Consider the following 12,311-nt stretch of genomic DNA (forward strand, 5'->3'; position numbering starts at 1 on the left):
TAGCCTCCCATTGCTAGGCCGAAATTTGAAGACTTCTTCAGTGACGAATTTGTTTCGACCGTTGCTCTCGTGTTTCAGGGTCTTGTCAAGTACTCAATAGAGGTGCAAATGTGTCCCCCACCCGCACCAGGCGGGAAACTCGCACACCTGGAGCCAACCATGAAGGCATTCGCGTCCACCAGCCGCCGCGCGCTGGCCGCCGCGGCCGGCATCGCCCTCGTCGCCGCACTTGCGGCGTGTGGCGGGTCCGACGGGGACGACTCCGCGGCCGCAGACCTCGACCCCGACGCCGACCTCAGCAAGCAGTCGATCGTCGTGTCCAACTGGGCTGACTACATGCCCGAGGACGTCGCGACGAAGTTCGAGGAGGCGACGGGCGCCTCCATGGAAGTCACCAACCACGCCACGAACGAAGAGATCATGGCGAAGCTGACGGCCGGTTCAGACTCCGGCATCGACGTCGCGTTCGTCTCCGGGCAGTTCGCGCAGGCGCTCGCCGCCCAGGGGCTGGTGGAGCCGATCCACGACGAGCTGATCCCGAACCTCAAGAACCTTGCCGAGCCGGCGACCACCATGGCATACGACAAGGGCAACGAGATCTCCGTGCCGTACACCTGGGGCACCACGGGCATCTGCTATCGCTCCGACCTTGTGAAGGAGGCGCCGACCAGCTGGAACGACCTGCTCGAGCCGGAGGACGCCTACAAGGGCAAGGTCACGATGATGGCCACCGACCGCTGGCTGATGCTCCCGGCGCAGAAGGCCCTCGGCTTCTCGGCGAACACCACCGACGAGGACGAGATGGCGCAGGTCAAGGACAAGCTCGTCGCCGCCAAGAAGAACCTGCTCGCCTTCGACGACACCACCTTCTACGAGCGGCTCATCTCCGGCGAGGCCGTGATGGTGCAGGCGTGGGACGGCTGGTGCAACTACGGCACGACCGAGAACAAGGACATCACGTTCACCGTGCCTGAGGAGGGCAGCGACCTCTGGGTCGACACGATGGTCGTGCTGAAGACCTCGAAGAACAAGGAGGCCGCGCACGCGTTCATCAACTACCTCCTGGAGCCGGAGAACGGTGCGTGGGCAGCGGAGAACATCCTCTACAACGTCCCGAACCAGAAGGCGATGGACCTGCTCCCCGCCGAGCTGAAGGCGCAGTACCCGCCGCTCCAGGTCACCGCTGACGAGCTCCTCAAGGGTGAGTCGCTGACCGATCTCGGCGACGCCGCGACGCTCTACTCCCAGCTCGTCACCGAGATCACGTCGAGCTAGTGACCGATCTGATCACCAGCACTCCCACCGGGAGGGGCGCCAGCGAGCGCTCCTCCCGGTGGGAGCGCGTCACCCTCCTCGTCCCCGGGCTGGGCTATGTCACGGCGTTCATGGCCGTGCCGGTCCTGCTCGTGCTCAGCTATGTGTTCTTCCAGCGCGGTCGCTTCGGCGGCGTCGTGTACGAGTTCACGTGGGACAACTTCAGCCGCGCGCTCTCACCGACCTACCGGGCCGTGCTCGTCGACTCGGTCGTGATCGCGGGCTCCGCGACGATCCTCGCGCTGCTGATCGGCTACCCGGTCGCGTACGCGATCGCCCAGCTCCCCGCGCGGTGGCGCAACGTCGCCCTCGTGCTGGTCGTCATCCCGTTCTGGACGAACTTCCTCGTCCGGACGTACGCCTGGATCGTGCTGCTGAGCTCTGAAGGACTCGTCAATCGAGGCCTCGAGAGCCTGGGGGTGATCGAGGACCCGATCACGCTGCTCTACACCCGTGGGGCGGTCGTCGTCGGTCTCGTCTACGCCTACCTGCCCCTGATGATCCTGCCGTTGTACGCATCGATCTCGAAGCTCGACCCCGAGCTGCGCGAGGCGGCGACGAACCTCGGCGCGAGCCGGTTCCGCGTGTTCCGTACGATCACCTGGCCGCTGACCCTGCCCGGTGCGCTGACCGGCTGCATCTTCGTCTTCGTGCCGAGCCTGGGCAACTTCGTCGTGCCCGAGCTGCTCGGCGGCGGCAAGTTCGTGATGGTCGGCAACGTCGTGCGCGACCAGTTCCTCAAGGCCCGCGACTGGCCGTTCGGCGCGACGCTCGCGCTGGTCCTCATCGTGGTGCTGGTCGTGCTGTTCTTCGTGCAGTCGCGGGTCAGCCGCCGCGTCTCGACGGGAGGCCCCTCATGAAGGCACTGGGGTGGCTGCGCCTGCCGTTGGCGCTGTGCATGCTCTTCCTCTACCTGCCGATCGCCGTCCTCGTCGTCATGTCGTTCAACGGCGGGCGCTCGGCGTTCTCGATGGACGGGTTCAGCCTGCGCTGGTACGGCGAGCTGGCCGGCAACTCCGCCCTGCTGGAGGCGCTGGGCAACAGCCTCGTCGTCGCCGCCGGAGCGACCGCTATCGCCGTCGTGCTCGGGACCACGCTCGCGGTCGGCCTCGCGCGCTACACCCGGTCGTCCGCCCTCGACGCGTACGCGATGTCGCCCGCGATCATGCCCGACCTCGTGCTGGCGATCGGGCTGCTGTCGTTCTACTCGTTGATCTCCATGACGCTGGGGCTCTTCTCGGTCATGCTGGCCCACGCCGTGTTCGGCATGGCGTTCGTCGTGGCGGTCGTCCGCGCACGCCTCGCCCAGGCCGACCCGTCGCTCGAGGAGGCCTCGCGCGACCTCGGCGCGGGGGCGCTCACCACATTCCGCCGCGTGACCCTGCCGACGATCGCGCCCGCGGTCGTGGCCGGTGCCTTGCTGACGTTCACGCTGTCGCTCGACGAGTTCGTCATCGCGTTCTTCACCAACGGCCCGACCACCCCGACCCTGCCGATCTCGATCTACTCGATGGTCCGCTTCGGCGTGACTCCCGAGATCAACGCGCTCGCCACCGTGCTGCTGCTCGTCAGCCTCACGGTCGTGATCGCGTCCGCCCGACTGAGCCGACGTACGGAGGCCACCGATGAGTGAGACGCACGTGACGACCCCGAGCACCGCGAAGGCGTCGCCGTCGCGCGCGCCGCTGGTCGAGCTGCGCCACGTGACGCGCCGCTTCGGTGACGTGACCGCGCTGGACGACGTGAGCCTCACGATCGCCGAGAACGAGTTCTTCGCGCTGCTCGGTCCGTCCGGCTGCGGCAAGACGACGCTGCTGCGCGCGATCGCGGGCTTCGAGCACCCTGACAGCGGCGAGATGCGCCTCGGTGGCGAGGATCTCGTGGCGCTGCCCCCGCACCGGCGCCCGCTCAACCTGATGTTCCAGTCGTACGCGCTGTTCCCGCACATGAGTGTCGAGCGCAACGTCGCGTACGGGCTGGAGCAGGAGAAGCTGTCGAAGGGTGAGATCCGTCAGCGGGTCGGCGAGGTGCTGGAGACGGTCGGCCTGTCGGCGATGGCCTCCCGCAAGCCGCACCAGCTCTCCGGCGGCCAGCGCCAGCGGGTCGCCCTCGCGCGCGCCGTCGTGAAGCGCCCCAAGCTGCTGCTCCTCGACGAGCCGCTGTCGGCGCTCGACCGCAAGGTCCGGTCGCAGATGCAGCTCGAGCTCAAGCGCCTCCAGCAGGAGGTGGGCATCACGTTCGTCGTCGTGACGCACGACCAGGAAGAGGCGATGTCGATGGCCGACCGCCTCGCCGTCCTCGCGCACGGACGCGTGCAGCAGGTCGCGACCCCGGTCGAGATCTATCGCCGTCCGGCCAACCTGTTTGTCGCGGACTTCATCGGAGACGGCAACCGCTTCGCCGGGCGCGTCGTCGACGGCGGGATCCACGTCGACAGCGTCGGGCTCCTCCCGGGGCACCTCGTCGGTGACGTCTCCGGCGACGCCCACCTCGTCGTACGGCCGGAGGAGACACGCATCGGAGAGCCAGGAGCCGGGCTCCTCGACGGCCGGGTCGTCGAGACCCAGTTCTACGGCGGGGTGTCGACGGTCGCGGTCGACGTCCCGGACCACGCTGATCCCGTGCTCTGCGCGATCAGCGGCGTCTCCACGGTCGAGCGCGGGGCCGAGGTCTCGCTCACGTGGACCGCCGACGCTGCTGTCGTGGTCGGAGGGAGTCTGTGACGCGCGCCGCCCGAATCCTCGCGGATGCCTGCCCGCGCCCGTACTGGACCGACCGCACCCGTCCGTCCGGCGACGCCGATCCGCTCGTCGGCACCGCGCGGGCCGACCTCGCCGTCATCGGCGGCGGACTCACCGGTCTGTGGACCGCGATCCTCGCCAAGGAGGAGGACCCGTCTCGTGACGTCGTCGTCCTCGAGGCAGGGCGGATAGGCGCCGGCGCCTCCGGCCGCAACGGCGGGTTCGTCTCGGACTCCCTCACCCACGGGCTCGCTCACGGCACGGCCATGTGGCCCGACGAGCTCGATGAGCTGGTCCGGCTCGGCCGCGACAACGTCGAGGAGATCGCGGCCTTCCTTGCCCGTGAGGGCATCGACGCCGACCTGCGGCTGTGCGGCAAGACGGTCGTCGCGACGCGACCGCACGAGGTCGAGGCCCTCGCCGCCTCGTTCGCGACCCATCAGGAGCACGGCGAGGACGTGACCCTCCTGTCCGCCGACGAGGTGCGCAAGGACGTCGACTCGCCGACCTACCTCGCGGGCATGCGCGTGCGCAGCGGCGGTGGTCTCGTCGACCCCGTACGCCTGCTGCACGGGCTGGCCGAGGCGGCACGGCGCCGCGGCGTCCGCCTCCACGAGCGCTCGGTCGTCACGGGGATGAGCCGCCGTGGCGACGGAGTCACGGTGACCCTCGAAGGCGGTGTCGCGCACGCGCGCCAGGTCGTCGTCGCCACGAATGCGTTCCCGCCGCTGCTGCGCCGCATCCGCGCCTACACGATCCCGGTCTGGGACCACGTGATCGTCACCGAGCCGCTGTCCGACGCGCAGCTGTCCGCGATCGGGTGGTCGGACAACCAGGGGATGACCGACGCAGGCAACCAGTTCCACTACTACCGTCGTACGCCTGACGACCGGATCCTGTTCGGCGGCTACGACGCGATCTACTACTACGGCGCCCGGACGGACGCGGGCCTCGCCCAGCGCGACGCCTCGCACGAGCTGCTGGTGAACCACCTGTACGACACGTTCCCGATGCTCGACGGTCTCGGGGTCACGCACCGCTGGGCAGGGATCATCGACACGTCCACCCGCTTCACGCCGGTCTTCGGCACGGCGTACGCCGGCCGGCTGGCCTACGCAGTGGGCTACACCGGGCTCGGCGTCGCCTCGTCGCGGTTCGGGGCGCAGGTCGCGCTCGACCTGCTCGCACGCCGCCGTACGGAGCGCACCCGGCTCGCCGCGATCACCGGTCGGCCGATCCCGTTCCCGCCCGAGCCGCTGCGCTACCCGATCGTCCAGGTCATGCGGCACCAGCTCGCCCGCGAGGACACGACCGGCAAGCGTCCCGCGATGCTGCGTGTGCTCGACAAGTTCGGAGTGGGGTTCAACAGCTGATGGAGGAGACGATGGAGCCAGTGTCCGGAGCGTTCGTCGACGGGGTCGCCCGTGCCTCGACCGGAGACGAGGTCGTGCTCGTCGACCCGGCGACGGGCGAGGAGACCGTACGGTTCGCGCAGGCGTCGCTCGCCGATGTCGAGGCGGCGGTCGCCGCGGCATCCGCGGCCTTCGGCGCCTGGTCGCGCCGTACGGCGGGGGATCGCGCGCGGGTTCTGCTCCGGCTCGCCGACCTCCTGGAGGCGAACGCCGACGCGCTCACCGCACTCGAGGTCGCCGACTCCGGCAAGCCGACCGCCGTCTTCGCAGACGGTGAGCTCCCGTTCGCGGCCGACAACCTGCGCTTCTTCGCGGGGTCGGCGCGGTCGCTCGAGGGCAGCGGTGCCGGCGTGCTGAGCGAGGGCTACACGTCGATGCTGATCCGCCGGCCGGTCGGCGTCGTGGGCGCCGTCGCCCCGTGGAACTTCCCGCTCGTGATGGCGATCTGGAAGCTCGGTCCCGCGCTCGCGGCCGGCAACACGATGGTCCTCAAGCCTGCGCCGACCACGCCCCGCAGCACGCTCCTGCTCGCGCAGCTCGCGGCCGACGCCGGCCTGCCCGCCGGCGTGCTCAACGTCGTGACGGGCGGGGCTGACATCGGAGAGGCGCTCGTCGCGCACCCCGACGTCGCGATGGTCTCGATCACCGGATCGAGCCGCGCCGGTCGCGCCGTGATGGGCGCGGCGGCCCCGCAGACGAAGCGCGTCCACCTCGAGCTCGGCGGCAAGGCGCCCGCGCTCGTCTTTGCCGATGCGGACGTCGACGCCGTCGCGCAGGGCCTCGCGATGGCGGCGACGTACAACTCGGGCCAGGACTGCACTGCCGCGACGCGCCTCTACGTCCAGCGGCCCGCGTACGACGCCGTCGTCGAGGCCGTCGCCCAGCGGATGGGCGCGATCCGCGTCGGCGACCCGCGTGACGGCGCCACCGACATCGGCCCGCTGGTCTCGCGCGAGCACCGCGACCGCGTGCACGGGTTCGTGGAGCGTGCCGTCGAGGCGGGCGCCAAGGTGGCGTGCGGGGGAGTCGTGCCCGACGGTCCTGGTGCGTACTACCCGCCGACGCTCGTCACCGGCGCCGACCAGAGCTCCGAGATCGTCCAGGACGAGGTCTTCGGGCCGGTCCTGGTCGCGCTGCCGTTCGACACCGAGGAGGACGCGATCGCGCTCGCGAACGACAGCGCGTACGGGCTCGCCTCGTCGGTGTGGACCGCGGACGTCGCCCGCGCGCTGCGCGTCACGCACTCCCTCGAGGCGGGCGTGACCTGGGTGAACGACCACCTCCCGATCGCGTCGGAGGCGCCGCACGGTGGAGTCAAGGGCAGCGGGTTCGGCAAGGACATGAGCCACGAGGCCGTCCTCGAGTACACGATCACGCAGCACGTGATGGTCAAGCACGCGGTCGTCGAGGCGCACGACTCGTTCCGTCCGGCCTAGCGGGGCGTCGGGGGTACCCCCGACGCACCCGCGCTCCGCTACACCTCTGCGGTCAGGTCCTCGCATGGCCGCGAGCCCGATCTGCTGCACGACGGGGTTGCCGAGCCGCTGCGTCTCGACACCGAACTCCGTGGCGACCTCCTGGGCGAGCTGATCGTACTCGCCAGGTTGTACGAGGCCGTCGACCTGACCACGTCCGTGCTCCCGCGCCGCAGATCGCCGAGCCCGACCGAGACCCGGATGTCGTCGGCCGCGGCCTCGTCGATCAACGGTTGGAGAGCACGGCTCAGACCGGGGAGGTCGCAGCCCTTCGGCCCGTGACCCAGCGAGTTACGCCACGGATCTCGGGTTGCCGACGCGGTGAACTCTCGGCATGATCTCCGGAATCACACGTCGACCGACCCCCGGAGGCACCTCGTGAACCGAAAGATCCGTCGCGTCATCGCGGCACTCTCCCTGCTCATCGCTACCAGCGTCCTCGGGGTGGTGGGCACGGCGTCGCCGGCCGCCGCCGACGCTTGCTACACCTGGTCCCGCGCGCTGTCCCAGGGCGCGACCGGCGAAGACGTCCGCCAGCTCCAGATCCGCGTCTCCGGCTATCCCGGTTACGGCGCCGTGCTCTCCCTCGACGGCAGCTACGGCCCCGCGACGTCGGCGGCGGTCACCCGCTTCCAGCAGGCGTACGGCCTCACCGCTGACGGCAACGCCGGCCCGCAGACGTACGCGAAGCTGTACGCCCTGCAGGACGACGACTGCACGCCTGTCAACTTCACCTACGGCGAGCTCAACCGCTGCAACAGCACCTGGGCCGGCGGCGCGGTGTCTACCGCTACGGCGAAGGCGAACGCGCTCGTCACGATGTGGAAGCTCCAGGCGCTCCGGCACGCGCTCGGCGACCGCGCGCTCGGCGTCAACAGCGGTTTCCGAAGCACCTCGTGCAACAGCGCCGTCGGAGGCGCCTCGAACAGCCGCCACCTGTACGGCGACGCCGCCGACCTCGCGGCGGGATCGCAGGGCTTCTGCACGATCGCGAGTCAGGCGCGTTACCACGGTTTCAACCAGATCCTCGGTCCCGGCTACCCCGATCACAACGACCACATCCACGTCGCCAGCCCGGCCTCGCGGTTCTGGTCGGCCCCTACCTGCGGGATCTGATCGCGAGCGGGGTGAGGCCGGCGAGGACGAGCGCCGCGCCCACGGAAAGGAGGTCGAGGTCGAAACCGAGGAGCAGGAACCCGCCGAGCGTCAGCAGAGGCGAGACGATCGACACCCCCCGCAGTGGGCGTACGGCCATCGCCACCAGCGTGATCAGGCCGAGCGGGAAGAGGAGAGGGCCGGCCGCCTGAAGCGGATCCGGCAGCGGCGCGGCGTCCTTGAAGGAGGGCAGGAGGTCGCCGACGATCACCCACGCGAAGCAGGCCACGCCGAGGAGGCCTGCGGTGGCTGCCGCGTTCGCCACCACGCGTGAGCCGCCGAGACGAGTGACCTCGCCCCGCAGCGCCACGACGAGGACCCCGAAGAACGCGAAGCTTGCCAGGAAGAGGAGGTGGCCGACGTCCCAGGCGAGGCCGGGGCCGTGGTCGCCGTCCGCGCCGTCGATCAGGCGCAGCACGCCGTACAGGAAGAGCAGGACTGGAGCGGCGATCGCCGCGACGCGGAGGGCGGGGGTGCTCGGCATGGGTTCACTCTCCGCCGCCGGCGGTCTGCCCCGCATCGGGGGAGATCCGGATTCCTCCGACCACACTTCCTTAGGGGTCGACCCCGGCGACAGAGAAACCGTTCGACCCCGGCATGTTGCGCGTGCGACGGTGAGACCGAACCCGTACGACGACCAGTGAGAGGAACCACGAGCATGCCTGCAGCGACCACGCCCCGGACCCTTTTCCGTCCCACCGTGGAGCTGACCCTTGACCTCGTCCTCACTCACCCTCGGAGTCGTCGCGCATGTTGATGCCGGCAAGACCAGCCTGACCGAGCGACTCCTGTACGACGCCGGTGCCGTTGCTGCCCTCGGCAGCGTCGACGCCGGCACCACGCGCACCGACGCCTCGGACCTGGAGCGCCGGCGCGGGATCACGATCCGCGCCTCGGTCGCGACCCTCGCGTTCGGTGACCTCGTCGTCACGATCGTGGACACGCCAGGACACCCTGACTTCGTCGCCGAGGTCGAGCGGTCGCTGGCGGTGCTCGATGCCGCAGTGCTCGTCGTCTCCGCCGTCGAGGGGGTGCAGCCGCAGACCGTCGTCCTCTGGCGGGCGTTGCGGCGGCTGGAAGTGCCGACACTCCTGTTCGTCAACAAGGTCGACCGGTCCGGGGCGGATCTCGACCGCGCGGTCTCGCAGGTACGCCGTCGGCTGACGCCGGAGGTCGTCGTCCTGTCGCGCGTGCGGGGGACAGGGCTGCGTGAGGTCGAGGTCGAGGCGGTGCCGGCGGGGGACGCACAGGTCGTCGAGGCGGCAGCGTCGGTCGACGACGGCGTCCTCGCGACGTGGGTCGACGGCGCGACCCCCGCCCTTGGCGACGTCGCACGCGCGCTGCGCGAGGGCGTACGACGAGGCGCTCTGACGCCCGTGCTCGCCGGCTCGGCGCTCACCGGTGCCGGCATCGAACCGCTGCGTCACGCGATCACCCGGCTGCTCCCGTCGGCGGCGGCGCCGGACGGCCCGAGTTCCGGCACCGTGTTCGCGATCGACCGCGACGAACGGGGACGGCGTGCCTGGGTGCGGTGGTGGTCCGGTGCACTCCGCCTCCGCGAAAAGGTCGCTCCGGACGGGCGGCGTCCCGCGTCCGTCACTGAGATCGCGGTGAGTCGACCTGGGGGACTGCGGATCTCCGACGCGGTGGAGGCGGGCGAGATCGCCGCCGTACGAGGTCTCGACGTCCGGATCGGCGACGTGCTGGGGAGCGCGGCGGGACGGGCGTCGTACGCGTTCGCGCCGCCGACCCTGCAGACCGTCGTGGAACCGTGCGACCCGACGCAGCGGATCGCGATGTTCCAAGGGCTCGCCGAGCTCGCGGACGAGGACCCGCTCATCGGCCTGCGCATCGACGGCGAAGAGGGGGAGGCGGTCGTCCGCCTGCACGGTGAGGTGCAGAAGGAGGTCGTCGCCGCGCTCCTCGAGGAGCGGTACGGGGTGCGGGTCCGCTTCTCGGAGACCTCGGTGGTGTGCCTCGAGCGCGTGGTCGGGACAGGGGAGGCGCTGGACGTGATCGGGGTGGACGCCAACCCCTACCTGGCGACGATCGGTCTACGGGTCGAGCCGGGCACACGGGGGAGTGGCGTGGTGTTCTCACCGGGTGTCGAGCGCGGCAATCTGCCGCCGGCGTTCATCGCCGCGACCGAGGAGGGCGTGCGCGCCGCACTCCGCCAGGGGCTCGCCGGGTGGGAGGTGACGGACTGCGTGGTCACGATGACGCGGTCGGGCTACTCCCCACGTCAGAGCCACGCGCACGAGGCGTTCAACAAGGCGATGTCGAGCGTCGGCGCCGACTTTCGTAGTCTCGCGCCGGTGGTGCTCATGGCGGCGCTCGAGCGTGCCGGGACGCACGTGTGCCACCCGATCGACCGGTACGAGATCGACCTGCCGGACGACACGCTCGGCGCGGTCCTGTCGCTGATCGGCCGGCTCGGCGGGAAGACGACCGGATCGACACCCAAGGACGGCTTCACCGTGCTCACCGGTCACCTCCCCTCCGCGGCGGTGCCGGCGCTCGCGCAGCGCCTTCCCGATCTGAGTGGCGGGGAGGCGGCCCTGAGTGCGGAGCTGGTTCACCACGCCGTCGTTCCCGCCGGGACGGCGGCGCCGACGCGGCGGCGTACCGGACCGGACCCTCGCGACCGAGAGGGATGGTTTCGCGACGTACGACGGTAGAGATGTCACGCTGACCCTCTTTACGTCGAGATCACCAGCCGCCCGGGCTACAGCTACGGCGCGATCGGAGCAGTACGTCGTCGACACGGGCCACCTCGTCGGCTGGGCGGCTGGAAGTCGACGCTGCTGGACCTGACCGGTCCCGGGCGCGTCTACCTGCAGACCCGGAGCCAGGACGCGTTCCTCGGCTGGCTGATCCCGAAGCTGCCGAGGGACACCAGCTCGAGCTGACTTCTCGGTCCGGCTCAGCGGCCGATGAGGCCGTACGGTCGAACGATGACGACCACAACAGACACCTCGGGGTCGGCAGCACTGATCCCTTTCACGATCGACATTCCGCAGGCACAGCTCGACGACCTCGCGCAACGCCTCGCGCGGACGCGGTTCACGACACCGCTCCCTGGCGACAGCTGGGCGACCGGTGTCCCCACCTCATACCTGCGCGACCTCGTCGCGACCTGGCGCGACGACTACGACTGGCGTGCGCAGGAGTCCGCGCTCAACGCGTACCCGCAGTTCCTCACCGACATCGAGGGCCAGCGCATCCACTTCCTGCACGTGCGCTCACGCGAGGCGGACGCGCTCCCGCTCCTGCTCACCCACGGCTGGCCGGGCTCGGTGGTCGAGTTCCTCGACGTCGTCGGGCCTCTGACCGACCCTGTCGCGTACGGGGGTGACGCCGCGCAGGCGTTCGACGTCGTGATCCCGAGCCTGCCCGGCTTCGGCTTCTCCGGCCCTGTACACGACGAGGGCTGGAACGAGGCGCGGATCGCGCGCGTGTGGGCCGAGCTGATGCGACGCCTCGACTACGACCGGTACGGCGTGCAGGGCGGAGACATTGGTGCGGGCGTCGCGCCTGCGGTGGCGCGCGAGACCGGCAGCGACGGCACGCCCGGCAGCACGGTCGTCGGCGTGCACCTCAACGGCAACATCGGTGCGCCGACGTACGAGCTCGGTGAGGACGAGCTCGCGAGCCTGACCGACCTCGAGCGCGATCGCGTCCGTCGCACCGGGGAGTTCATGCAGGAGCAGTTCGGCTACATCGCCATCCAGTCGACGCGGCCGGCGGCACTCGCCGCGGGCCTGGCGGACTCGCCCGTGGGGCAGCTCGCGTGGATCGTCGACAAGCTCCGCGAGTGGACGTACCCCCGCGAGGTGCTGCCGGACGAGATCCTCGGCACGGACCGGCTCCTCACCAACGTGATGCTCTACTGGCTCACCGACACGGCGGCGTCGTCGGCGTACGTCGGCTACGTGAGCGCGCAGAGCTGGGGCGAGGCGCTCCCGGCGACCGGAGTGCCCACGGGCGTGATCGTCTTCGCCGGCGATGTCGGGATCCGTCGATTCGCCGAGAAGGAGCACGCGATCACCCGATGGGTCGACGTGGACCGCGGCGGTCACTTCGCGGCGTGGGAGGAGCCGGTGGCGTTCGTCGAGGACGTTCGCGCCTTCTTCTCCGACCTGCGCTGAGCGCTGACGAGGATCTCCATGGCGCTCGCCAATGTGAGGTGGATCACACTAATGTGACCGCCAGCG

The 12,311-nt window shown here is 70.3% G+C and carries 10 protein-coding genes; 9 read left to right on the forward strand and 1 reads right to left on the reverse strand.

Going from position 1 to position 12,311, the window contains the following annotated elements:
• The first annotated feature begins 159 nt into the window (after positions 1 to 159).
• The 7 genes from ACFSDF_RS18105 (at position 160) to ACFSDF_RS18135 (ending at position 8,058) form a co-directional block, all read left to right on the forward strand.
• Positions 160 to 1,275 carry a polyamine ABC transporter substrate-binding protein gene (locus ACFSDF_RS18105; protein WP_377158619.1) on the forward strand — a complete coding sequence of 372 codons (1,116 nt, stop codon included), beginning with the start codon at positions 160 to 162 and terminating at the stop codon, positions 1,273 to 1,275.
• Complete coding sequence (locus ACFSDF_RS18110; RefSeq protein WP_377158621.1) at positions 1,275 to 2,174, forward strand: ABC transporter permease; 900 nt, start codon at positions 1,275 to 1,277, stop codon at positions 2,172 to 2,174. The genes ACFSDF_RS18105 and ACFSDF_RS18110 overlap by 1 nt, the downstream gene beginning before the upstream one ends.
• Positions 2,171 to 2,947, forward strand: coding sequence for an ABC transporter permease (locus tag ACFSDF_RS18115; RefSeq protein ID WP_167003209.1), 777 nt, complete (start codon positions 2,171 to 2,173; stop codon positions 2,945 to 2,947). Before ACFSDF_RS18110 ends, ACFSDF_RS18115 begins: the two co-directional genes overlap by 4 nt.
• Positions 2,940 to 4,037 (forward strand): ABC transporter ATP-binding protein, encoded by a 1,098-nt coding sequence (locus tag ACFSDF_RS18120; RefSeq protein WP_167003207.1) that lies wholly within the window; start codon positions 2,940 to 2,942, stop codon positions 4,035 to 4,037. The genes ACFSDF_RS18115 and ACFSDF_RS18120 overlap by 8 nt, the downstream gene beginning before the upstream one ends.
• Positions 4,034 to 5,428 carry an NAD(P)/FAD-dependent oxidoreductase gene (locus ACFSDF_RS18125; protein ID WP_167003205.1) on the forward strand — a complete coding sequence of 465 codons (1,395 nt, stop codon included), beginning with the start codon at positions 4,034 to 4,036 and terminating at the stop codon, positions 5,426 to 5,428. The genes ACFSDF_RS18120 and ACFSDF_RS18125 overlap by 4 nt, the downstream gene beginning before the upstream one ends.
• Before the next feature lie 11 nt (positions 5,429 to 5,439).
• Positions 5,440 to 6,903, forward strand: coding sequence for an aminobutyraldehyde dehydrogenase (locus ACFSDF_RS18130; RefSeq protein WP_377158624.1), 1,464 nt, complete (start codon positions 5,440 to 5,442; stop codon positions 6,901 to 6,903).
• Between the two features lie 417 nt (positions 6,904 to 7,320).
• Entirely contained in the window at positions 7,321 to 8,058 is a 738-nt protein-coding gene (locus ACFSDF_RS18135) for a D-Ala-D-Ala carboxypeptidase family metallohydrolase (RefSeq protein WP_167003201.1), read from the forward strand.
• On the opposite strand, the gene ACFSDF_RS18140 is transcribed toward ACFSDF_RS18135, so the two are convergent.
• Positions 8,042 to 8,581, reverse strand: coding sequence for a hypothetical protein (locus ACFSDF_RS18140; RefSeq protein ID WP_167003199.1), 540 nt, complete (start codon positions 8,579 to 8,581; stop codon positions 8,042 to 8,044). The genes ACFSDF_RS18135 and ACFSDF_RS18140 overlap by 17 nt on opposite strands.
• Positions 8,582 to 8,810: 229 nt before the next feature.
• Here ACFSDF_RS18140 and ACFSDF_RS18145 point away from each other — a divergent pair, with 229 nt between their 5' ends.
• The gene (locus ACFSDF_RS18145) at positions 8,811 to 10,775 is read left to right on the forward strand and encodes an elongation factor G (protein ID WP_167003197.1); all 1,965 of its coding nucleotides are present in this window, start codon (positions 8,811 to 8,813) and stop codon (positions 10,773 to 10,775) included.
• 276 nt (positions 10,776 to 11,051) lie between these two features.
• Positions 11,052 to 12,245 carry an epoxide hydrolase family protein gene (locus ACFSDF_RS18150; RefSeq protein WP_167003195.1) on the forward strand — a complete coding sequence of 398 codons (1,194 nt, stop codon included), beginning with the start codon at positions 11,052 to 11,054 and terminating at the stop codon, positions 12,243 to 12,245.
• Positions 12,246 to 12,311: the final 66 nt, after the last annotated feature.

The organism is Mumia zhuanghuii (assembly GCF_042681565.1).
Lineage (GTDB): Bacteria > Actinomycetota > Actinomycetes > Propionibacteriales > Nocardioidaceae > Mumia.